We start from the raw sequence: 20644 nt of genomic DNA, 5'->3' as shown, positions 1-20644 counted from the left end.
CGGCTATGCCCAGGCGCGGGCCTTTGTCAGCGTCGAGGTCGAGACCGACAATGTCATCACGTGGGTGACGTTGTGGGGTCAGCCTTTCAGCCTCGGCTGAGCGCGGGATACTCACGCGAACGGGCCCGTCGCCGACGGGCCCGTTTCGCATGCGGCACAGTCGAACTCAGAATTCGTGCCGCCCGCCCGAGCTGGTCTGGCCCTCGGCGAGCAGGTCGCGGATCTGGATCAGCACCTCCGAATCGGTGAGTGTGGTGTCGTCGGGCCGGAAGCGCTTCTTCAATCGCGCGGCGGGCAGCACCAGCACGAAGAACAGCACTGCGGCGATGAGCAGGAAATTGATCACGGCCGTGATGATGGGACCGACCTGGACAAAGGTCGCCGGCTTGTCGGCCACCAACCGGAAACCCAGGCCGATATCGCCGGGCCCGCCGATGACGGCGAGCAGTGGATTGATGATTCCGTTGCTGATCGCGGTGATGATCGCGACGAACGCCGTACCGATGACCACGGCGACCGCCAGGTCGATCACATTCCCGCGGAACAGAAAATCTCTGAACTCTTTGAGCATGGCCGGTGTCTCCTCTTTTCCGTGGAGCTGGGCAGTCCTGCTCGGCGGTACCCGCGCGCCGGTAGGCCCGATGCTAATGAGCCATCGGCGAATATTCGGCGAAGCATGATCGGCGGGTCAGTGAAAGACGACGGTGAGTGCGGTGCGCAGGGACGCGCCCGCGACGGCGGTGGCGTGCTCGGCGTCCATCGCGACCAAGACCACGCGTTCGGCGGCTCCCCTCCCCGCGCCTGCGCCTGAGACGAGCACTACGGCGGCATCGGTGGCGAGCGTGCGGGCGGGACGGGCGCCGGGCCCACCCGCGTCTTCGGCGCCGATCACGTCGACGCGATCGCCCGCGCGCAAGATGTCGGCGACCGCCGTATCGGCGAGGCGGACGGGCACGATCCGCGCCTCGCGGGAACCGGCCGCCGCCGCGGCCAAGCGCGGGCCGACGACGCGCAGGTCGGTGAATACCTCGCCTCGGCGCATGGCGCCGGTCAGCGTCGCGCCGACGAGCGCGCCGGGATCGGTGACCGCGCCCGCCGGTAGCGTGCCCGCCTCGCGCGGGACGGCGCGCAGGTCATCTGCCTCGAGAAGTCGTCCTGGCGCGAGGTCCCGGCCCGCGATGAGCACCGTGGTGCGTTCGGCGCCGGGATCACCACGAAGGAAGAGGAACGCCGCGAGCGCGGCGAGAACGGCGGCCAGCAATCGTCGGGCGAGGACGGCGTCGGCCCAGGGCGGGCGCTGCCACCCGGAGACATTCCAGCCGCGGCCGAGATCGGCGAGTGCGCGAGTCATGGCCGGATCCTATGGCCGGACATGCGCTCGCCCGGCCAGGATCAAGGTGGGCTGTGGATAGGTGACCGGCTGTGGAAAACCGTCGAATCAGCTGGCTACGGCCGTGCTGGTGGACGCGGTCGACCCGCTCGACGAGCCGGAGTCGGAAGAAGTGGAAGACGAACTCGAGCTGCTGTCGGATTTGGCGGGCTCGCTGGCGGTGGAGGAGCCACCGCGGCTGTCGGTGCGGTAGAAGCCGCTGCCCTTGAAGACGATGCCGACCGAGTTGAACAGCTTGCGCAGCTTCCCGGAGCACTCCGAGCACACGGTCAGCGCTTCGTCCGTGAACGACTGAACGATGTCGAAGCGGTTGTCACACTGGGTGCACGCATACGAGTAAGTAGGCACAGGATCCTCCGCGGTGTTCGTCGATCTGGCACTCTACAGCCGACAGTGCCAACACCGCCAATCGGTGTTTCATTCCCCAGGGTAATCGTCGCCCAGCCGGCGCAGGCCACCGCGCGGCGTGAGCGCCCAGCCCATGCGCAGGTCGTGCGGTTCCTCCGGCAATCGGTCGACCAGTTCGTCGTCCCGGACCACCGCGACCAGGCGCGCGTCCGGCCGTGCGGCGGGTAGCGTGCGGTCGTAGTAACCGGCGCCGCGGCCGAGCCGCACGCCGCGCAGGTCCACGGCGAGAGCGGGGACGAGGATCAGTTCGGCGCGGGTGACGGTCTCCGGCGGCAGCACGGCGCCGGTGGGTTCCAGCAATCCGTAGCGGGCCCGGCGCATGGCGCTCGCTCCGGTGTATTCGGCCCAGCTCAGCGGTCCCGGCGGCCCGGTGACCGGCAGCAGTACCCGCGCACCACCGGCCAGCAGCGCGTCCAGCATCGCGGTCGATCCCGGTTCGCCCGCCACCGGTACATACGCGCAGACCCACCCGCGAGCGCTGACCGCTTCGACCGCTGCGGCCAGGGCGAACGCTTCCTTTTCGCGTTCCGTGGCAGGTATCACAGCTCGGCGGGCGAGGAGTTCGGTGCGCCATGCATGTTTGTCGCGCTCGCCGGGCATCTTCACAGTGATCACCATAGGCTCACCCCGGGACCGGTCGGCGCGACGCCGATCCGGCGGCGTGATGGATGGATAGGGTATGCGTATGACAGCAAAGGCCGGACAGCCCGGTGACGCCGCAGTGGTGTCGTGCTTCCGCACGGCCGTGGTGCCCGCTGCCGGGCTCGGAACGCGGTTCCTGCCCGCGACCAAGACGGTGCCCAAGGAACTTCTTCCTGTGGTGGACACACCCGGCATCGAGTTGGTCGCCGCCGAGGCGGCCGGTTCCGGCGCGGAGCGGCTGGTGATCGTCACGTCTCCGGGCAAGGACGGCGTCGTCGCGCACTTCGTCGAGGACCTGGTGCTGGAGAGCACGCTGGAGGAGCGCGGCAAGTTCAAGCTGCTGGAGAAGGTCCGCAAAGCGCCGGGACTGCTCGATGTCACCTCGGTGGTGCAGGAGGAGCCGCTCGGGCTCGGGCACGCCGTGGCCCAGGCCGAGCGGGCCCTCGACGCCGACGAGGACGTCATCGCCGTCCTGCTGCCCGACGACCTCGTGCTGCCCCGCGGCGTGCTGGATGTGATGTGCCGGGTGCGCCGCAAGCGCGGTGGAACGGTGCTGTGCGCCATCGACGTCCCCAAGGACGAGGTCAGCGCCTACGGTGTCTTCGACGTCGCGCCCGTGCCCGACGCGGTGAACCCGAATGTGCTGCGCGTCAAGGGCATGGTGGAGAAGCCCGCGCTCGCCGACGCGCCGTCGACGTTCGCCGCCGCGGGCCGGTACCTGCTCGATCGCGCGATCTTCGACGCGCTGCGCCGCATCGAGCCCGGCGCTGGCGGCGAACTGCAACTCACCGACGCCATCGCACTGTTGATCGCCGAGGGGCATCCGGTTCATGTGGTGGTGCACCGTGGGTCGCGCCACGATTTGGGCAACCCGGGCGGTTATCTTCGTGCTGCGGTCGATTTCGCACTGGAACGAGAGGAATACGGCCCCGCTCTGCGGGAGTGGCTGCAGCACCGCCTCGGTCCGGACTGGGATCCGCAGCTGACGACCGACGACTGACGGACCCGGCCGGGGGTTTCGCCGAGAGTGGACCGTCGGGTACGAATGATGGTCACCGCGGTGCGCGCGAATGCGCTTGCGCCGCGGCGGGATCGCGCGTGCGGGCGAGATCGGATGGAGTGCGGAGAGGATCAGGAAGGGCTGGATGCGCTCGGTTGAGGATCAGCAGATCAAGGTGACCGCCGCGGCGGTCGCGCCCCGGCCGGTCCGGGTCGCGATCTCCGAGGCCCAGGGCCTGCTGTGTGCCGAGGACGTCGTCACCGAACGGCCGTTGCCGGGCTTCGACCAGGCGGCCATCGACGGTTATGCCGTGCGCAGTGTGGACGTGGCCTCCGCGGGGGCCGACATTCGGGACGAACAAGGCGAACTCGTCGACCTGACCCTTCCGGTGGTCGGCGAGGTGGTCGCCGGTTCACGTCAGCCGATCCGCTTGCAGCCTCGCCAGACCGTCCGGGTGGACACCGGCGCGCCGATGCCGACGCTCGCCGACGCCGTGCTCCCGCTGGATTTCACCGATGGCGGGCGGGCCAGGATCAAGGTGTACGAGCCGGTGCGCTCCGGCGACTACGTGCGGCGGATCGGTGACGACGTCCAGCCGGGCGATGTGGCGGTGCGTGCGGGAACCATCATCGGCGCAGCGCAGGTCGGGCTGCTCGCCGCGGTCGGTCAAGACAAAGTGCTGGTGCACCCGCGTCCGCGACTATCGGTGCTCTCCGTGGGCGGCGAGCTGATCGATATCGACCGCACCCCGGGCCCCGGCCAGGTCTACGACGTGAACTCCTACGCGCTGGCGGCGGCCGCGCGGGATGCGGGCGCGGACGTCAACCGTGTGGGCATCGTGAGTTCCGATCCGCGCAGGCTGCGCGACGTGGTCGAGGGGCAGCTGGTGCGCTCCGAGGTGGTCGTCATCGCGGGCGCGGTCGGCGGCTGGGCTTCCGAACAGGTCCGAGAGGCGCTGGAAGGCCTCGGCGAGCTCGAAATCACCCGCGTGGCCATGCATCCCGGCTCGGTGCAGGGCTTCGGGCGGCTCGGCCGCGACGAGGTGCCGACGTTCCTGCTGCCCTCCAACCCGGTGGGTGCGCTGGTGGTGTTCGAGGTGATGGTACGGCCTTTGATCCGAATCGCGTTGGGGCGCAGGCATCCCATGCGCCGGATCATCAGCGCGCGAACCATCACGCCGATCAGTTCCATGGAGGGGCGCAAGGGGTACCTGCGCGCGCAGCTCATGCGGGACGAAGCCACCGGCGAATACCTCGTGCAGCCGCTCGGCAACGGGAACTCGTCCTCGCACCTGCTCGCCACGCTCGCCGAAGCGAACAGCCTGATCGTGATAGACCCGGACGACACCGACATCCGCACCGGTGACGAAGTCCAGGTCGCCTTTCTCGCACAGCGCGGCTGAGACGTGGAAGCTATGAACGTTTTCCGGGCCACGCAGCATCCGGGTTGGCCCGCACGACTCGGCCCGGTTCGGGTGGCGGCGGGGCAGGTGACCTTGCGTCCGGTGCGGCTGCGCGACGCGGCGGCCTGGAGCCGGATCCGGTTGCGGGACAGAGCGCATCTCGAGCCGTGGGAGCCCACCGGCCGCGGGGCGTGGGAGGCGCGCAACCACGCCTCCAACTGGCCGTCGCTGTGGTCGAGCCTGAAGGCGGAGGCCAGGCGCGGCGCGATGATCCCGTTGGTGATCGAAGTCGACGGCGCGTTCGGCGGGCAGCTGACCGTTGGCAATATCGTGCGCGGCGCACTGCGCTCGGCCTGGATCGGCTATTGGGTGGCCAAGGATCTCAGTGGGCAAGGCGTCGCGACGGCGGCGCTGGCGCTCGGTCTCGACCACTGCTTCGGGCCGGTCGGCCTGCATCGGGTGGAGGCGACCGTTCGACCCGAGAATCTGGCCAGCCAGGCGGTGTTGCGCAATGTCGGTTTCCGGGAAGAGGGGCTGCTGCGGCGCTACCTCGACGTGGACGGCGCCTGGCGGGATCACCTGCTGGTCGGCATGACCGTCGAGGAACTCGCCGGAACGGTCCTGGACCGGCTGGTGCGAGAGGGGCGCGTCACCCTGCTGTAGAACCGGCCACCGGATCGCGGTGACATTGGTGGGAATGTGACAGGTGTGGCGGATGTGCACGGCGCGCCTGCCGGAACTTGGTGCTACCCGGAATTAGCCTACGGACGTCGATGGTGCGTCTTGTGCCATCGGCAGTGAGCCTGCGAGGGGATCGGCGTCCGCGCCGTCGCGTCGGACGGGGGCCGGCCGAGCGCGGGGCGTGTGACGCGCCGCTGGCGGGCCGAGCCGGAGGAAATCCAGGCGGGACGGAGGTGTTGACGCGATGCCGAATTCGATCCTGTGGATCGGTCTGGTCGTGCTCTGGGTCTTCGTCCTGTTCCCGATCCTCGCCGACCGTCACCCCAGAATCCGCCGGACCACCGACGCCGCGCTGGCAACCAGGGTCCTGCACCGCGGCGGCGGCAAACGACGTCTGAAGAAAGGCCCGGCCGCCGGGCACGAAACCGATCCGAACTGGCGGCCCCGTGGGCGACACGATGGACGCCGCGTACCGAGAGAGTATCCCCACAGCGATGATGCGGAGGACCGGATGACGACACCGGCCGACGAGCCCGTCACCGAGACCGACGAGGAGAACACACCCGCGGCCGACGACGCCGTGGCATCCGACATCGCTGCCGCCGAAACGGACGACATCGAGATCGACGACTTCGCCTCCGCCACACCGGAGGAGGACGAAGCGGAGGACCGCGAGACGCGTTACGACGAGCCGGACGACGACGAAGCCGCCGAAGTCGCTGCGAAGATCGACGCGGGGACCGATGATGACCGCGTGGGCGCACACCACCCCGAGCCGGTCGCGGCCAGAATCCCGCCTGCGCGCTCCACCGCGCCCGCCATCGTGGACTACGACGAGTACGACGACTACGACGACGCGGGCCCGGACGAGCCGGATTTCGTCCCCAGCCGCCGTGGTCGTGGCGGCTACGATCCCGAGGCCGACGCCATCGCCCGCGCGGCCCGCTACACCTTCCGGCAGCGCGCCGTGCTCGGCCTGCTGCTCACCGCCATCCTCTTCGGCGCCCTCGCGTTCGTGTTCACCCCCATGCTGTGGTGGGGTTGCGGACTCGCCCTCACGGTGTTGGCGACCTATCTGGCCTACCTTCGCAAGCAGGTGCGGATGGAGGAGGAGATCCGCCGTAACCGGGCGGCCCGCCTCAACCGCGGCCACCAAGACGAAGCCGATCCACGCGCGCGCCGGGGCCGCGCCGGGCGCGGCACCATGGACCGCGACACCGCCCGCGCGATCCGTCGCCGCTCCACCCTGATCGAGCCCGACGACGAAGACCCCATGTTCGCCCACCTCGACCCCTTCGACCCGGCCACCGCCCGCGCCCTGCGCACCCGCACCAGCGGCGACATCCGCCGCGCGGCGGGCGCGTAGGGTACCGCATTTCCGCAGGTCAGACTACCGATTCGGAGTCTAGGGGGCTGGCCTGATACAGTGTCACAGCGCGGTTCCCCGGAACCGCACGGGGCTATAGCGCAGTTGGTAGCGCGTCTCGTTCGCATCGAGAAGGTCAGGGGTTCGATTCCCCTTAGCTCCACCATAGAGTTCTTATTCAAACCACTGACCGAAACAACACCGACCAGGGTTGATTCGTCAGAACCAGAACCTGAAGAAGAGGCTCCCGCAGCGCGGGAGCCTCTTCTTTTTGGCATTTTCGGCATATCTGGCGTTGGAACGGTCCCAGCCGTCCTGTCGGTGCTTGCATCGCGGCGCAGGGTGCTATGCACCCGCGCCGCTTCCTGGAAGTCGTCAAACGGCGCATGCAGAGTGTCGACCTGCACGCCCTCGTCGTCCACATACAGCGCCTCAAAGAACGTCTGGTTTAGATAGCGCCGGGTCTCGTCGTCAGCCCGCTCGTACAGTCCGTGCGGATTGGTCGCCAGTTCCAGTGCTGTCCGCACCACCTCCACGCCTGCCGCCAGCTCGTCCGTGGTTCCGAGCATCCGCGAGCGTGCCGTCTCGCGCTCCATCTCGATCTTGCGGAGTCGTGCCTTGATCTTGCTCTGTGGCAAGGCTCCGTCGGCTGCCAGATCGAGCAGCCGCTCCTCCTTGACGTCCAGCTCCTTGAGTCGCTTGTTCAGAGTGCTGTGCATAGTGCGGACGCTGGCTTGGCGGTCGGAGACGGCCTCGTCAAGCAGACGGGTGATGTCGGCAACGAAGTCGGGTGGCAGGGCGAGGACGCGGTAGTGCGCCGCCACGGCTTCCTCCACCCGCTCGACCGGCAGGAACGGCAGATCGCATAACCCCTCCTTACGCATCCGGCAGAAGTAGTAGGCGTAGGTGCCGCCATGCCCCTTAGCTTCGGTGTAGATGAGCCGAGTAATGCGCTCGTTGCGGGCGCAGCGGTCGCAGAACAGACCGCCTTTGAGGTAGTGGTAGTAGACGCGGTCTCGCTGTCCGCTGCCGCTGCGCGAGGCCATGACTTCTTGGACGCGGGTGAACAGTTCTGGCTCGATCAGCGGCTCATGCCGACCACGGTAGATCTCGCCCTTGTACGTGACACACCCGATGTAGTACGGGTCTTTGAGCATGCGGTGCAGCCATTTGAACGTGACGGGGCGTTCCGGCCACCGTCTGTTGGCTCTGGCGGTCAGGCCGAGGTCGGCCATGACGGCCTCCAGACGCTCCAGGGTGTACTCGCCGCTGGCGTACAGCTCGAACGCCTTGCGGACGAGCGGCGCGCGCTTCTCGTCGATGTCGACCGTGTTGATCTGCTTGCCTTCGTGCTCGACGCGGACATTGAGGTAGCCGAGCCGTGCCTGTCCGAGTGTGCCTCCGCTGATGGCCTTTTGGCGCATCTTGGTCGAGATGTCGAGGCCTTGCAGTGTGTTCTGTAGGCCGTTCATGATGTCGAGCATGCCCTCCATCGCTACGGCGTGCGGGCCCTCGCCGAAGTCCTCCTTGGCGGACACCAGACGAACGCCGATCTTCTGGAGCTGAATCTGCAGCACGGCGGCGTCGAAGTGGTTGCGGAAGGCACGCGAGCGCATGTAGACGATTAGATAGTCGATGTCCGGGTGATCCTGGAGGTACTCCATGATCTCCCGGATGACGGGACGCTTGTCGATGGTCTTGCCGGAATAGCCCGGCTCGATGAACTCCTCCACGATATCGGCGTCGAGGAGTTCGGCCTTGGCGATGTTGTGGTCGCGCTGGGTGGCGATGGACAGGCCGTCCTCGTCGATGTCGGTGGCGGTACCCATTTGGCGCGCAGTGGAGACACGCAGGAGCGAAATCGCCTTTCGGCGGCGGTTGGGGTCTGCGTCGTCGGTGTGCGGCGACAGGCCGCGCAGCAGGTCGGCAGTGGTGTGGTTGGTACTCATACGGCTACCTCCGTTTGGGTAAATGCTGATGATCGAAAGTCGCACGGTTGATGACTGCCTCGGCAGACGTAAGTGTGGTCTGAACCATTGTTGATTGGCAGACGCAAAATCCTTAGCCGGACTTTCATAGCGGCCAGGGAAACCCGAAATACAGCAGCCAGCACTTCAGGCTTCCGTAGGCCATCACCCCACAGTCGATATATGGATACTTTGCTCATCAGCAGACATCCGGCGAAGTGGTCACAGACTCGTTCGATTTCCCGCTGTGTCAGGTTTCGATAGGCCGATTGGTGTGGCCAGTCGAGTATGTGTTTGAGTTCGTGGCAGATGGTAAAGCGCTGGCGGGCTTCGGATTCGGAGGCGTCGAGCCAGATGATCCAGCGGCCGTTGTGGTAGCGACTGGCTCCAGAGTGGAGCGCTTCTCCACGTTTCGATCGGTTGCCGATATTCGCGCGAACTATGTCGAGGCGTGTCAGATTGAGGATGTCGCTTTCTTGGACAGGATGATTGTTCCAGGCCGCCGCCAAGCGATTGGCCTGTTGTTCGGCGACCGTGATCGCTTCGTCGTAGGTGATGTCACGCCGTGGCAGCAGACGCCTGAGCGATGCAAGGGTTGGTGGAACATGGGTACGGTTCATAATTACCTCCTTTCCGGTGGCGGCAGTGAGAAAATATGAGAATGTAAGAAAGAAGGTGTTCGGTGGGCTCGGGATAGCCTGCTACCGTGCGCTACTGGGATGTTCCACTGGTCCTGATCCGCTCCTCTTCGGTGCGTTGCACGAAGTCTTCGATCTTGGCAATGTCGCCATCGGTCAGGTATCGGTGTTTGGTGCGAAAGTACGTCGGTATACTCGGGAGTGGCTGGCCTGTTGTCTCCCAGTGGGCTTCGTAGAAATCTTCGACATCGACGTCGAGCGCATCCGCGAGTTTGTCCAGCGTAGCCGGTTTAACGTGCGCGAGGATGCCCGATTCGATCCGCCTGAGGTTGGAACGGTCGATGCCGGAGCGTTCTTGCAAAGCATAGTGGGTCAGCCCACGCTCTTCGCGTAGCATCTTGAGCAATTCTCCGAGCGGGGTCGATTCCGATCCCTGCTTGTCGTCTGAATTATTGCTCATCTGCTTCGTGCTCCTTTATTTCATTTTCTTACATCTGTCATTTCGAGGCAAGAGCTGCCCCGTGTGGAATAAACAACGATGAAATGTGCGTCACTCTCTTTCGCTGAAGAGCCAGACTCCGCCACCTTGTTCGGCCGATACCCGGTACACATAGATATCGCCACTGAGGTATAAGTCCCTGGCCATTGCCTGGGCGTCGACCTTGATGTAGTCGATGAGGTCGGCCAGGTCTGATCCGGTGAGCAGGCGGGTCAGTTTGGTGTCGGCTCCCCGCGCCTCCAGTCCTTGCTGCACGTAGGCGTCCAGCGACTCGTACCGTCCGATATAGGCTTTGGCAAAGTGGCCGAACAGTTCTGGGTTGCCCTCCTGCACATCTGCCCAGGCGGCGAATGCGTAACCGTGTTCGGCGATACCGCGCGCTATTTTGCTAACTAGTTCGATGCTGTCGTATTCGTGGATGCAGCAGTTGCCGAACTGCTCGAAATCGTGGATGGTGAACTCTTCAGGAGGGTTTTCGCCAGTAGCGTTCATCGGTGAGGCGGCCAGCATGGCATGAATGTCGTCGTAAATGTCGGCCGGGTCGCGGGCGGCATCGAGCCAGACGCCGTGCAGGTTTCCGTTGTTGTAGGCGGCAAGATCGGCCACGTAAATTTTCGGCTCGGGTTTGACGGGTTGCTCGTGGCCGATTTCTGTATCAGCTTCGGCTATGGCGTCCGATTGTTTCTCGGAATTGATTCTTTCGTTCATATTTCCTCCTTATCTTGTTTTCATTGGATTGGCGGATTAATTGTGCTAATTCTGTGCTACGGTTTTTTGCCCGAAAGGTCAGTTCGCCGTAATGGTGGGGTTGGTAGGGCCGGTCGGGTGCAGAGAGCGAATTTCGCTCGATCTGCACCCTTCCGGCTTTTAGTTGAGTGCAGTTGCGCTCAGCTTTCCGACGGTGCTTCCTTGCTCCGCTGGCGCGATCGAGTCGTACTGCTGTTCGTCTCGTCCGGCGTACCGCCAGGAGCGGCGAACAGAGTCGAGATGGCCTGCCGCCTGGCGGCAGCCTCGCGCTCGATCTCCGCCTGTACCTCTTCGGCGCGGGAGCGGAGTTCCGGGTCGTCCTTCGCGCGCTCGATGTGGGCGCGGATGGCGATCAGGATTTCGTCGGTGATCGTCCCCTCCCGAAGCTGAGCAATGAAACTCAATTGGGCATGGACGTCAGGTTCCAGCTTGACCCCCAGCGTTTTCACGCTGCGGCTCTGCTGATCCGGTGTGGACATAGTGGTCCTCCTCGGTGTTGGTGCGACTGGTGAACGGCGGGGTGCCGTTTCGATTCCCCAGCCGCACGGCACCGACGAGGCACCGAACCTTGTCTATGCGGCCGGGTCAGTGCCGCGCTCATCCCGGCGCTTGGCTCGCTCGTCGGCGATCCGGGCGTTGGCAAGTGCGGCGAACGACGGATTGAGTTCGATTCCCAGCCAGTCCCGAGACAAGTCCTCGGCGGCAACGGCGGTTGTACCGCTACCCATGAACGGGTCGACCACCAGGCCGGGCTCACTCGGCGCTCCGCATTCACAGATCGGCCCAAGAGCCGTGCGCGTTGCGAGGCCGCCAAGGGCTCGGATCACCTGTCGCCGCCACGGCTGCCGGCAGTGGGTGCAGCGTGCCTCTGGACATCCGGCTTGGACCGCCCGCGTCGCCAGGGACAGCGGGAACATGGCGTGGTGCTCGCCGCGGTGGTTGGCTGTGGCGAGCGGCCAGACGTCCCCAGGGTTCTTGCCGAGCGGATGTCCGGCCAGGCCCGCCGCCTTGAGGCTGTCGAGGCCAGTGCTGGTGTCGCTATTGGGGCCGCGCCAGCCCTCGTCCTTGGCCCGCCTCTTCGGTCGGGGTTTCGCGCGACGGGTCTTGTGCGTCTGTCGGATGGCGTCGAGGTCGAAGAAGTACGCGGGCTGTTTGGCCAGCACATAGACGACTTCGTAGGTGCAGCTCAGTCGATCGCGCACGCTGATCGGCATCGGGTTGGTCTTCGCCCAGACGATCTTGTTGCGTACGATCCAGCCGTCATGCTGTAACCGCAGCGCCAGGCGTTCCGGTGCCATGAGCAGGTTCTTGCGGGCGGCGCCGTCGGACGGATGCTGTGAGTAGGTGTCGCCCAGATTGAGCCAGTAAGTGCCGGTCGGGACAAGCGCGCGGTGGATTTCGGCGCTGACTGTAGCCAGCCGCTCCACCCATTGCTCGACGTGGCGTTCGAGTCCGATTTGGCCATCGGCGTTGTAGTTGCGCAATCGGAAGTACGGCGGGCTGGTCAGAATCTGGTCGATCGAGCCGTCTGGCAGACGGCGCAGCTGTTCCAGTGCGTCGCCGATCATGATCCGGTTGCGGGTCGTGTGGCCTCCGTGAATGAGGCGCAGGTGTGGTTTTGTCAAGCAGTCACTCCTTTCTGAATCAGTGGTAGTACGTGCTCTGGTGAGCAAATGCGGAATATGCCCTGGTCGAGCTGTCGGTCGCCCTCGATTGCCTCGTGCAGTGCGGTGCGTCGCCGTACGGCCTTGGCCGGGTCGGTGTGCGTCATGCTCCAGATGACCAGCGGGAACCCGCCGTCCTCCTGCTCGATCCCTTGGCGTCGGTAGCGCTCGTACTCGTGGCACTTCTTGAGCAGCGTCGGGATGCCCTCGTGGCCGAGGTCGATTTCGATGAACCAGGCGTCGACAAATTCGTTGCCAGGTGCTGACGCGGTTTCGAAGTAGGCGTCCGGTTTGACGGTGACCACCGCGCCGCCCATCCCCGCGTACCGTCGCCAGGCAGCCGGTTCGACTTCGCGCCGCACCAGTTCAAGGACTTGCCTGCGGTGTGCCTGTTCTAGCTCGATACGTAGGGCGGCAACTGCCATATGGTGCGCGGCGAACCGGGCAGACGGCTCGTGCCAGCGCTGCCGCACCCGATCACCAGACTCCAACCGAAGTAGCCGTTCACCGGCAGCGGCGACGTAGTGCACCAGTCCCTGGCTGCCCGCATGGGTTCCACCGACCCGCCGAGTGAGCGTGCCGAGAACCCCAACGCCGCGCAGTCTGCCGAGCACGCGCTGGGTTCGGCGGAGTCCGGATGACGGACTGAGATCGAAGAAATGCAACGCCGAAATCTGGCTGACCGTCAGGAAGCGGTGTTCGGCCACCGACCGGAGGATGGCCCAATCTCGCTCTCCAAGTTGTTCGGCCAGCCGCCACAGTTGCCGCTTGCCCACTCGGATAAACGGCGGCGGTGTGGTGGCCGAATGGCCACCATCATTAGCGGGCGTAGACGTGGAAGTTGGAGAGTTGACCTGCGGAAATAGTAAGATGGAGCGTGAGGGGAGACGGCTAGCGAGATGGCCGTCGTTGTCTGGCCGCACCCCCGGTAGCTCGCCAGTCATGCTCGCCGCGCTTTCCGGCCGACACTGCTTTGCGCTTGCTTGCCCGCCCCGTTCATCTCGTTCAGCAGTTCGGCGAATCCGGCCTCAATGTCGTTTAGCGGCTGGCCGTACTGTTCGCGGCTGAGGCGGCGGATCTCCTCGGGATCGCTGGTGACGGGTGGCGGCGGCAAGGTGACGCCGGATGTCCACGGTTCGGGAGTGTTGTCCCGGATCAGACGGGCATACACCGCGTGCGCGGGCAGTGCGCTGAAGTCTTCTGGGCTGAGCACGGATTGGCCGCTGGCCGCCGACTTGGCATCGTCGGCGGCGAGCTGGAAGCAGATCCGCGAGCGAGCATTGTTGCGGAAGGCTTCGAGCATGCGCTTCGGTAACTGGCCCTCGAACTGATGCGCCAAATGGAATCCCGCTCCGAGACTGCGGGCGGTTGCCAAAGCGTCGTCTAGATCCGTAGGCAGGCTAAGGAACTCTTGCACCTCATCGACGTAGACCATGAGAGGCTCCCGGCTGCTCTCCGGCATGCTGGCGCGCTCGCGGATGGCCTGCCACAGTTCCGCCAGCACCAGCGCCGCCAGTAGTTGCGCCGCTTCCGGGCCGAGAACGCCCTTTTGCAGCGGCACTAGCAGGATCTTGCGGTTGTGCAATACCTGTCGTACATCGAATCTCGGCCGCCGCTGCGCCAGGACGTTCCGCAGGTGGGGAGTCAGCAGCGGCCGGATTTTGTTACTGAGTGGTGCCACAACGTTGGCGGCGGCTTCCGGTGACAGACTGTCGAACCATCCCCAGAACGGGCCTGCGTCGAACGGGTCGTCCCGCATGGCGTGCTGGGTCAGCGACCGCCGGAAGCCGGGATTGCCCAGCAGCAGCGGCAGCATGACCAAGCTGGCGTCGTCACGCCGCGCGAGCACCGACAGACAGTGACGCAGGATGTCACTGGAACGGGGGCCGAGGCTGTCGCCATAGAGTGCGCGGAAAGTGCCGAACAGGCTGTCTGCCAATACATCCGGCGGGGTGTTGGACGATCGGCCTCGGTGCGACCGATTCAGCGGCGAGATGCCGACGGGCGCGCTGTCCAGGGGATCGAGGAGCACCACATCGGCGCGCCGCTTCTTCGGGATACGCGCCAGGATGTCCGTCACAAGGTCTTTGGGCTCGATGACGACGACCGGCCGACCCGCTTCCATGTCCTGAACGATCAGGTTGAGCAGCAGCGTCGACTTGCCCACTCCTGAAGGCCCCATAGTCCAGGTGTGTTTGAGGGCGTCAGTGACGTTGTAGCCGATCGTTCCCGACACTCCCGGCGCGTTGGCCGTGGCGATGACCCGCTCGCCCGACAGCAGCGCCGCCGCTGGGCGTACCGGCCTGGGATGCCGGGGTGGCTGGCCGGAGAACTCCTGCTCACGGTCGCTAACGGGCCAGCCGCTCAGTCGTGCCGTCTCGATGACCGTCAACTGTTGGGCGCGGGTGAAGAACGACCAGCCGCTCTTCGGCGAGTTCAGTCTGTCCGCCTGTTCCGGCCGTACCCGGATCTGTACACCTGGCGCGGCCACCGTGTTCATCGCTGCCACCAGGCCGAGCAGTAACGACCGCCGCCGTTCGGGCTTGCGGGCGTGGACACCGACGCGCAGCGTGGTCATGAACCCGTGTTGACCGAGCTTGTGGGCGATCGCTTGCCGCGCGTCGGATCGCTTCTCCTCCCGGATGCCATGCAGCACTCGGGAGGCGATGGACTGGTCGTACTGGGGCAGTTCAGCGGGCAGCGGGCGCGGATGCCAGCGCGGCCCGAGCACCTGCTGAAGCACGAGCCGTTCACCACGATGAACGGCCGTCAGCGCGTGGAGGATTGACCGCGTCGAAGCCACCGCGTCGGCAGGCTCGATCGGACGCACTGATGACAGCGCCAGCTTGCGCGCTACGGTCGTCGGCTCGCGGACTTCCAGGTAGCTCACGACGACGCTGCCCGTCACGAGCTGTTCGATCGCGCGTCGCACCTGTTGGGCATGCCGCAAGCGGCAGCCGATGAGGTAGGTCACGCCGCTGTCGTCGCCACGGGTTTCGAGGATCAGCTGTGGAGCGTGTACCTGTGCGCTCCAGTGTCGCAGGATGGCGAAGGCGGCAGCGTCGGGAAACGGCGACGGCCAGAACACCTCTTGCCACACCAGCGAATCCGCAGTCAGCGGCAGAGCGGGTTGGTCAGTCGTCATGACTGACCTCCGGACTGGCGGCTTCGTTCGACGCCGGCGACTGTTCGGCGACCGACAGTTCGGTCGCCTCCTCGTGGGCTCTCGCTTCGGCCATCGCCAGGGCGATAACCGCCCGGCTCAGCTTGCGCAGATCCGGCGGGGTGCGCTTGACGCTGCGCACGGTGATTTCACCGTGGCGGCGAGTCCTCCGCTGTTTGCCTTGGGCTTGGCGGCGGTAATTGGGTCGATTAGTCTTTGCCATACACGCTCCTCCTTCATGGGTGGTTTGCTATTTCCACCCCACCCCCGAGCCGTTTTTTTGGGCGCAGAAAACCACGCCCCGGTTCGGGCGGTGGGGGTTAGATTGGGACGAACCCGCTGGTCAGTGGGATGACTCAGCGTAGAGCGGGGTAATTGTTACCGCGTCGTCTGCATTTACTATGCGGGGCAACAATTGCCTCGTCAACGAACTTTTAGGCCGATCCGCTGTTTTTACAACAGCGAAGTGAACATCTCGCCTCGGGGTGGAGATGACGCATAATTACCAGCGGTCTCGCGTAGCGCGATATACAACAACGCCAAGCCATACCACCGCCACCAGGCAAACCGTGCCGACCACCCACGGCCAGATGGATTGCAGCACCGCCACCGCGATCGACAAAGCGATACTGCCGCCCATCAAGGCCAGACAGCAGGCCAAGAACTTGTCGGCCCATCCTTTAGGGTCGCTGCCGTTCGCTGCCACCCCTCTGCACCTCCTCTCGAATTAGCTTCTGCGCGTGTTGAAAAGCCGCCTGCATCCGCAACACGCTGTAGGCGGCCTCGCGGTCGATCCGCCCAAGCTCCTTGCGCATGGCCTTCTCAAGTTGAATGGCACGGCGGCGAGACTCTTTCCACCGCTTAAGCACATCCTGGACAAACAGCGCGGTGCGATAGATGACGTAAGCGAGCAGCGGCCATCCGCCGAAGACAAGCACCAAGAGGACTGCGTTGCCCGCAAACTCCACCACGCTCACCCGGCCCACGTCCTGAGCCACTTGAGCGTCAGATCGGCGGTTTGCTGCGTGTACTCCATGACCCGGTGTGCCGCGACGGGAGCCATGTCGTGGTGGATCTCCACCGTCTGACGGATGTCGCTGAGCGCGCCCGCGATGTACAGCACGACACCGTTGCCCAGGTGTTCTGCCACGATCGGATGATCGCCTGGCGGCGTGACTTTCAGCAGTTCGGCCAGTTCACGAGCCTGCCGCTCGAAGCCGTCTTGCGATTCCCCCGAGGGGTTCGCGTTGGAACTCGGCATGAAACCTCCTTGATTGCGATGGGATTGGGCAATTCAGCCGGTAGCCCCGACCTCGTGGGTCGGGGCTACCGCACTGCTCAGTACTGGAAGCGAGCCACTTCGTTGCCGACGTAGGCGGCGTACTGGTCGACGATGTGGTTCAGTCGGGCGGCCGTCGCCGGATCACCGTCCGCCTGAAACAGCGCCTCTCGGCTGAGCATGGCTGTCGTCTGGAGCCCGACGGCCGCCACCATGCCCGCTGCCTGCACGCGGGTACTGCTCACCAAGCCGCGGGCGATCTCCTTGTTCTGAAATCGGGACAGCTCCTTGCCTTCCGAGCGGCTGAAGCCATCCGGAACCGCCGCGATGGATGCGGAACGGCCTGCGGGACGAGGTACGGGAGGGGGCATTGAGGCTCCTTCAGGAGTGTTCGGATGCGACACCTTGAGCCTGGAGCAAGAAACTGGGCGTGACTGGGTGTTTCCCATATCCGGCCCACGCTTGTGGAGTCAGGGGACGGCTAGGGCATGATCTAGCCGTGGCCGACCCGCAGACGCTGCCTACAACCGCTGAGATCGACACCGACCTGATCAAGATCAGGAAGAAGGGCGTGGTCGCACTCGGCCAGCTGAACCTGCCAGCACTTCAGCGGTGCGCCGTGTCTGCCGGAACGACAAAGAGTGCAAAGGCGACAATTCGGGAGATTGAGGCACTCCTCAGATCGAGCCTCGATGAGGTCGAACTTGAAACTGATCAAGAGGCCCTTAAATGTATTCTGGGCATGACATCCCAGCTGCGCTCGGCTACTTTAACGGCTCGTCGTCAAGAGGCTGCCAATCTGCTTTTCGTCTCGTATGAGACCCTGCGAAAGCATAAGGAAAGGCCTCTACTTCAGAAGCTTGCTCAGGCTATCGAGGACTTTTGCGAAGCAGCCCTTGATCACGATCGTAGAACGCAGCATGCGGAGACATCAGCAGAGGGGTTGAAGTATCAAGACAAAGCATGCGACGAGCCCTCGCGCCCAAGCCAGCGAAAAAAAATTACAAGGACTTTAGAAGATGCGTCCTATCGACTGAATACCTCACAGCTGTGGAAAGCTTTTGTTGCGATATGTACGGTGGTAGTGGCAATTGCTGCGCTCGTAGTAGCCATAGTTAAGCGTCAAGATTCTCCCGAAAAGAGTTCACCACCGGTATCATCTCAGCTGGCTCCCAGTGGCCAAGCGACGCCCAGAACGCCATCTAAGACTAATGAGATAGTTATTAGCGGAGGGCGTTTCGTGAATAAAGAGTATGAGGATCAGGGATCGGCTTACTGTGGCCGCTCACCCGCTTCTAATCGCATTGATGCATACTTCTGCGTACTCCCGCCTGATTCGCAACGCGGAAGGATAAAGCTCGACCCTTGCTTCGCCGTGGACACTCAATCTGTCGTATGCTATGACCTTCTGTGGCCAAACAATTTTCGTAGATTTCGTTTTCGTTCGAGCAAACCAGCTGTTTCCAGTGCAGTACCGCCGGGTGTTCAAGCGCGACCCTACCAACTCGCACTAGACAGTGGAATTATTTGTCGGACGGTTACTGGGGTTGCAATCGTCCAAGGCAACATCATTGAGCTGGGGCTCCCGGACGATCCTCCGAACCTGGACGATTCAATGTCCTACTATTGCGGAAATTTCTACGGTCCAACATTCGCGACCGAATGGGACGGCAATCCGGACACTCATGTGTTGCGCACCGTGAAATGGATAGAAGATCACGAGGTTGTGGACTCCAAGGAGCCTAAAATTCGCAACCTATCATACGAAGGTGACTCCTGGTATGGCATGTTTTCGCCAGGAGAAGGAACTCCGTACGAGCGGGTTCATATTGCGACGGTAGCGTTCTGACGCGCACCTACATGCGGCGGTATCCTTTCGCTATTGACAATCGCGCGGTAATTCATACATTGGATCTCATCGGGGAGTTTATATCGTTTAACCCGAGGAAAGGTTCGGTATGGATAAATATGTAAAGAAGCCATTCACGCCGCCCAAAACTAAATAGTCCTGGGTGATCAAATCGGAGCCGAGTTGGCGCTCGGCTTCGTGTGCCATAGTCCATCTATTACCGCCGAGCACCTAAATTTTGCGCTTAGGAATTTCACTGTGCAACATTGACTAAATACATAAAATGTGTTATATATAAATAGCCGCTAGTTGCATAAGTACTCTTATGTAACCGGCGGTCGCCGACATTCTGTCGCGACTCCACCGATCTATGGTTTATAGGTCACTGTGTCGGAGGTTTCGATTATGGCGGCGATTAGCCCTTCCACCGAATTGCTCAGCATGAAGACGCTCTTTTTTCGAGCGCATCTCTGCGCAGCGTTTTTCATATTCTTTCTGATGACAGTTTTCAGTAATCTGCTCGGAGCGCTCTCAAGCAATCACTCAACCCTCGACTTCGTTGGATTGGCGTGTGGCCTTCTGGGACTGGCGCTGACGACATTCGGCTCGTACGCCAACATCGTCGCCTTTCGCGAAAAAGCGACGACGCTTGCCGAGTACATCAGCGATATCGAGAAGGCCTGGGACCAGGCGACGGATGAACTGGAACAGTTCGAACAGTCCTCCCGTCAATGAGTGACAAGTTCGGACGAAGGGCAATGGCCGTGCTGTACAGCACGGCCTCTTCGTTATCTCTGCGCAGTAGTGATTTGCAAACTTCATCGGTCAGCTGCGTCACTGCCCTCCGCCTGAATTAGGTCCCCCTTGAGCCTTGGCAGCTCCTCCGTATCATCCTCATCACTCCACCAACGCACCGGCTGTGGTGGCAATGGACGAATGTCTGTATCCGTCACGAACTCCTCGTTCGATGGATTCTGACTCGGCATCATTCCCGTCCGGTGTCGACCTGGCTGAGTGCCTGGACCCCAATATGCCCCGATCCGGTAACACAGCACTGCTGTGAAGATCACCGATCCTGGCCAGAGAATCCAGATGAGGAGTCCCATCACTCAGCAGTCGTCCTCGATCAGCAATAAGTACGCTGCCTCCAAGTGAACGATGCACTCATCCGGGTGATGAGCCCGATGGATGTGCCGCAGCTCCTCCGCCCGTTCCGGGGTCAGCTCTATCAGATGCACCTGACACATGAACTCCGCCAATTTGCCGTCAGCCTGAACGAACGTCCTGTCTGGCATTGCCTGCGACATAGTGAGATAGTCCGTTCTTTGTCGAGGATTGAACTTAATTGCGGCAGTGGTGCTTTGGCAGTCAGTCCCAGAGTTCCGCGCAGGGCAGCGGCGGGAGATCGGGGTGAACCTCGTCATCGACCGTCACTCGAAGCTCCAGGTCCGAAAACCGTCGTCCCAGTTCGTCGGCGACGTTCTGCGCCTGTTCTGCACTTGCCTGGTAATCGAGGCTCAAGACACCCGATTCGATGTGGATGTGACGGAGGGGCGACATCGTGATCACCGGGGACTACTCGAAGGCACCACGCGGCCGGCTGTGACCAGAGTCTGAAGCGCCGCAGCCTTCCTCGGGCAGCGTGTGGCCTGGCACGCCACGTGGTACTGCATGACCTTGTGGGCTTCGGCCACCGTGAACGGCGAGGTCGGCGCTCGGTGAGTTTCCGGCTTGGTCATCGCGACGAGCCGATGCATGGCCAACGTCGTGAGTGGCATCGGAGGCGACCTTCCCGCTACGTGAACAAATGCCCTAACGGCACTCGGCACCAAGGGCTTTCGCCACCCGCGCCGACTCATCGGAACAGGTGCGCCGTCCGAGAGGAGCGGCGTCGCCTTGGTGCCGGGTGCCGTAATCACCGTCGCCGATTACCGAGGTGTGCCGTTATG

General features: G+C 63.6%; 24 protein-coding genes, 1 tRNA gene and 1 pseudogene. 8 read left to right on the top strand and 18 right to left on the bottom strand.

The features are described 5' to 3' along the window. Window positions 1–100 (top strand): MspA family porin (locus tag ACL03I_RS29170; RefSeq protein WP_412807456.1); only part of this gene is annotated, 100 nt, incomplete at its 5' end. A 66-nt stretch (window positions 101–166) separates the two neighbouring features. Here the strand turns inward: ACL03I_RS29170 and mscL are convergent. The 4 genes from mscL to ACL03I_RS29150 form a co-directional block, all read right to left on the bottom strand. Continuing rightward, window positions 167–571, bottom strand: coding sequence for a large conductance mechanosensitive channel protein MscL (gene mscL / locus ACL03I_RS29165; RefSeq protein WP_412807452.1), 405 nt, complete (start codon window positions 569–571; stop codon window positions 167–169). 117 nt (window positions 572–688) lie between these two features. After that, entirely contained in the window at window positions 689–1351 is a 663-nt protein-coding gene (locus ACL03I_RS29160) for an SAF domain-containing protein (protein ID WP_412807451.1), read from the bottom strand. 87 nt (window positions 1352–1438) lie between these two features. Next, entirely contained in the window at window positions 1439–1738 is a 300-nt protein-coding gene (locus tag ACL03I_RS29155; RefSeq protein WP_355074600.1) for an FmdB family zinc ribbon protein, read from the bottom strand. 69 nt (window positions 1739–1807) lie between these two features. Next, window positions 1808–2416, bottom strand: coding sequence for a 5-formyltetrahydrofolate cyclo-ligase (locus ACL03I_RS29150; RefSeq protein ID WP_364428823.1), 609 nt, complete (start codon window positions 2414–2416; stop codon window positions 1808–1810). A 67-nt stretch (window positions 2417–2483) separates the two neighbouring features. On the opposite strand from ACL03I_RS29150, the gene ACL03I_RS29145 reads away from it, so the two are divergent. From ACL03I_RS29145 to ACL03I_RS29125, 5 genes are all read left to right on the top strand, one after another. Continuing rightward, window positions 2484–3440 (top strand): UTP--glucose-1-phosphate uridylyltransferase, encoded by a 957-nt coding sequence (locus ACL03I_RS29145; protein WP_355074597.1) that lies wholly within the window; start codon window positions 2484–2486, stop codon window positions 3438–3440. Window positions 3441–3585: 145 nt separating this feature from the next. Further along, complete coding sequence (glp, locus tag ACL03I_RS29140; RefSeq protein ID WP_355074595.1) at window positions 3586–4842, top strand: molybdotransferase-like divisome protein Glp; 1257 nt, start codon at window positions 3586–3588, stop codon at window positions 4840–4842. Window positions 4843–4854: 12 nt separating this feature from the next. Next, window positions 4855–5505 carry a GNAT family N-acetyltransferase gene (locus ACL03I_RS29135; protein WP_355074593.1) on the top strand — a complete coding sequence of 217 codons (651 nt, stop codon included), beginning with the start codon at window positions 4855–4857 and terminating at the stop codon, window positions 5503–5505. A gap of 262 nt (window positions 5506–5767) precedes the next feature. Further along, a complete protein-coding gene (gene sepX, locus ACL03I_RS29130; RefSeq protein ID WP_364428829.1) occupies window positions 5768–6889 on the top strand; it encodes a divisome protein SepX/GlpR in 1122 nt (373 codons plus the stop codon). A gap of 90 nt (window positions 6890–6979) precedes the next feature. Next, window positions 6980–7055, top strand: a tRNA-Ala gene (locus ACL03I_RS29125). A gap of 928 nt (window positions 7056–7983) precedes the next feature. Here the strand turns inward: ACL03I_RS29125 and ACL03I_RS29120 are convergent. From ACL03I_RS29120 to ACL03I_RS29065, 12 genes and pseudogenes are all read right to left on the bottom strand, one after another. Then, window positions 7984–8718 (bottom strand): annotated as a pseudogene (locus ACL03I_RS29120) (recombinase family protein); the annotation flags it as partial. A gap of 116 nt (window positions 8719–8834) precedes the next feature. Then, on the bottom strand, window positions 8835–9476 hold the full coding sequence (locus ACL03I_RS29115; RefSeq protein ID WP_412807450.1) for an ImmA/IrrE family metallo-endopeptidase: 642 nt from the start codon (window positions 9474–9476) through the stop codon (window positions 8835–8837). Between the two features lie 91 nt (window positions 9477–9567). Continuing rightward, a complete protein-coding gene (locus ACL03I_RS29110; RefSeq protein ID WP_412807449.1) occupies window positions 9568–9954 on the bottom strand; it encodes a helix-turn-helix domain-containing protein in 387 nt (128 codons plus the stop codon). Between the two features lie 90 nt (window positions 9955–10044). Next, entirely contained in the window at window positions 10045–10701 is a 657-nt protein-coding gene (locus ACL03I_RS29105) for an antirestriction protein ArdA (protein WP_412807448.1), read from the bottom strand. A gap of 179 nt (window positions 10702–10880) precedes the next feature. Then, complete coding sequence (locus ACL03I_RS29100) at window positions 10881–11219, bottom strand: hypothetical protein (RefSeq protein ID WP_412807447.1); 339 nt, start codon at window positions 11217–11219, stop codon at window positions 10881–10883. 93 nt (window positions 11220–11312) lie between these two features. Further along, complete coding sequence (locus ACL03I_RS29095) at window positions 11313–12308, bottom strand: DNA-methyltransferase (protein WP_412807455.1); 996 nt, start codon at window positions 12306–12308, stop codon at window positions 11313–11315. 53 nt (window positions 12309–12361) lie between these two features. Continuing rightward, window positions 12362–13111, bottom strand: a complete 750-nt coding sequence (locus ACL03I_RS29090; protein WP_412807446.1) for a replication-relaxation family protein — start codon at window positions 13109–13111, stop codon at window positions 12362–12364. Between the two features lie 233 nt (window positions 13112–13344). Then, window positions 13345–15549 (bottom strand): type IV secretory system conjugative DNA transfer family protein, encoded by a 2205-nt coding sequence (locus ACL03I_RS29085; RefSeq protein ID WP_412807445.1) that lies wholly within the window; start codon window positions 15547–15549, stop codon window positions 13345–13347. Beyond that, window positions 15539–15790: a hypothetical protein gene (locus ACL03I_RS29080; RefSeq protein WP_412807444.1), complete on the bottom strand. Its 252-nt coding sequence runs from the start codon at window positions 15788–15790 to the stop codon at window positions 15539–15541. The genes ACL03I_RS29085 and ACL03I_RS29080 overlap by 11 nt, the downstream gene beginning before the upstream one ends. A gap of 457 nt (window positions 15791–16247) precedes the next feature. Beyond that, window positions 16248–16544, bottom strand: a complete 297-nt coding sequence (locus ACL03I_RS29075) for a hypothetical protein (RefSeq protein WP_412807443.1) — start codon at window positions 16542–16544, stop codon at window positions 16248–16250. Beyond that, entirely contained in the window at window positions 16541–16828 is a 288-nt protein-coding gene (locus ACL03I_RS29070) for a hypothetical protein (protein WP_412807442.1), read from the bottom strand. The genes ACL03I_RS29075 and ACL03I_RS29070 overlap by 4 nt, the downstream gene beginning before the upstream one ends. Before the next feature lie 77 nt (window positions 16829–16905). Next, on the bottom strand, window positions 16906–17217 hold the full coding sequence (locus ACL03I_RS29065; protein ID WP_412807441.1) for a hypothetical protein: 312 nt from the start codon (window positions 17215–17217) through the stop codon (window positions 16906–16908). 128 nt (window positions 17218–17345) lie between these two features. Here ACL03I_RS29065 and ACL03I_RS29060 point away from each other — a divergent pair, with 128 nt between their 5' ends. Further along, a complete protein-coding gene (locus tag ACL03I_RS29060; protein ID WP_412807440.1) occupies window positions 17346–18695 on the top strand; it encodes a hypothetical protein in 1350 nt (449 codons plus the stop codon). A 405-nt stretch (window positions 18696–19100) separates the two neighbouring features. After that, complete coding sequence (locus tag ACL03I_RS29055; protein WP_412807439.1) at window positions 19101–19430, top strand: hypothetical protein; 330 nt, start codon at window positions 19101–19103, stop codon at window positions 19428–19430. A gap of 374 nt (window positions 19431–19804) precedes the next feature. Here ACL03I_RS29055 and ACL03I_RS29050 read toward each other — a convergent pair whose 3' ends face one another. After that, complete coding sequence (locus tag ACL03I_RS29050; protein WP_412807438.1) at window positions 19805–20002, bottom strand: hypothetical protein; 198 nt, start codon at window positions 20000–20002, stop codon at window positions 19805–19807. A gap of 61 nt (window positions 20003–20063) precedes the next feature. Then, window positions 20064–20264 (bottom strand): hypothetical protein, encoded by a 201-nt coding sequence (locus tag ACL03I_RS29045; RefSeq protein ID WP_412807437.1) that lies wholly within the window; start codon window positions 20262–20264, stop codon window positions 20064–20066. Window positions 20265–20644 lie beyond the last annotated feature (380 nt).

It is taken from the genome of Nocardia sichangensis (genome assembly GCF_047200615.1).
GTDB lineage: Bacteria > Actinomycetota > Actinomycetes > Mycobacteriales > Mycobacteriaceae > Nocardia > Nocardia sichangensis.
This window is presented reverse-complemented; position numbering and strand designations above follow the sequence as displayed.

Coding starts and splice junctions, on each gene's coding strand:
- ACL03I_RS29050 (WP_412807438.1), bottom strand. CDS start 20,002: ATGTCGCAGGCAATGCCAGACAGGACGTTCGTTCAGGCTGACGGCAAA.
- ACL03I_RS29085 (WP_412807445.1), bottom strand. CDS start 15,549: ATGACGACTGACCAACCCGCTCTGCCGCTGACTGCGGATTCGCTGGTG.
- ACL03I_RS29145 (WP_355074597.1), top strand. CDS start 2,484: ATGACAGCAAAGGCCGGACAGCCCGGTGACGCCGCAGTGGTGTCGTGC.
- ACL03I_RS29115 (WP_412807450.1), bottom strand. CDS start 9,476: ATGAACCGTACCCATGTTCCACCAACCCTTGCATCGCTCAGGCGTCTG.
- sepX (WP_364428829.1), top strand. CDS start 5,768: ATGCCGAATTCGATCCTGTGGATCGGTCTGGTCGTGCTCTGGGTCTTC.
- ACL03I_RS29070 (WP_412807442.1), bottom strand. CDS start 16,828: ATGCCGAGTTCCAACGCGAACCCCTCGGGGGAATCGCAAGACGGCTTC.
- ACL03I_RS29095 (WP_412807455.1), bottom strand. CDS start 12,308: ATGATCGGCGACGCACTGGAACAGCTGCGCCGTCTGCCAGACGGCTCG.
- ACL03I_RS29160 (WP_412807451.1), bottom strand. CDS start 1,351: ATGACTCGCGCACTCGCCGATCTCGGCCGCGGCTGGAATGTCTCCGGG.
- ACL03I_RS29135 (WP_355074593.1), top strand. CDS start 4,855: ATGAACGTTTTCCGGGCCACGCAGCATCCGGGTTGGCCCGCACGACTC.
- glp (WP_355074595.1), top strand. CDS start 3,586: ATGCGCTCGGTTGAGGATCAGCAGATCAAGGTGACCGCCGCGGCGGTC.
- ACL03I_RS29080 (WP_412807444.1), bottom strand. CDS start 15,790: ATGGCAAAGACTAATCGACCCAATTACCGCCGCCAAGCCCAAGGCAAA.
- ACL03I_RS29110 (WP_412807449.1), bottom strand. CDS start 9,954: ATGAGCAATAATTCAGACGACAAGCAGGGATCGGAATCGACCCCGCTC.
- ACL03I_RS29150 (WP_364428823.1), bottom strand. CDS start 2,416: ATGGTGATCACTGTGAAGATGCCCGGCGAGCGCGACAAACATGCATGG.
- mscL (WP_412807452.1), bottom strand. CDS start 571: ATGCTCAAAGAGTTCAGAGATTTTCTGTTCCGCGGGAATGTGATCGAC.
- ACL03I_RS29055 (WP_412807439.1), top strand. CDS start 19,101: ATGGCGGCGATTAGCCCTTCCACCGAATTGCTCAGCATGAAGACGCTC.
- ACL03I_RS29105 (WP_412807448.1), bottom strand. CDS start 10,701: ATGAACGAAAGAATCAATTCCGAGAAACAATCGGACGCCATAGCCGAA.
- ACL03I_RS29065 (WP_412807441.1), bottom strand. CDS start 17,217: ATGCCCCCTCCCGTACCTCGTCCCGCAGGCCGTTCCGCATCCATCGCG.
- ACL03I_RS29100 (WP_412807447.1), bottom strand. CDS start 11,219: ATGTCCACACCGGATCAGCAGAGCCGCAGCGTGAAAACGCTGGGGGTC.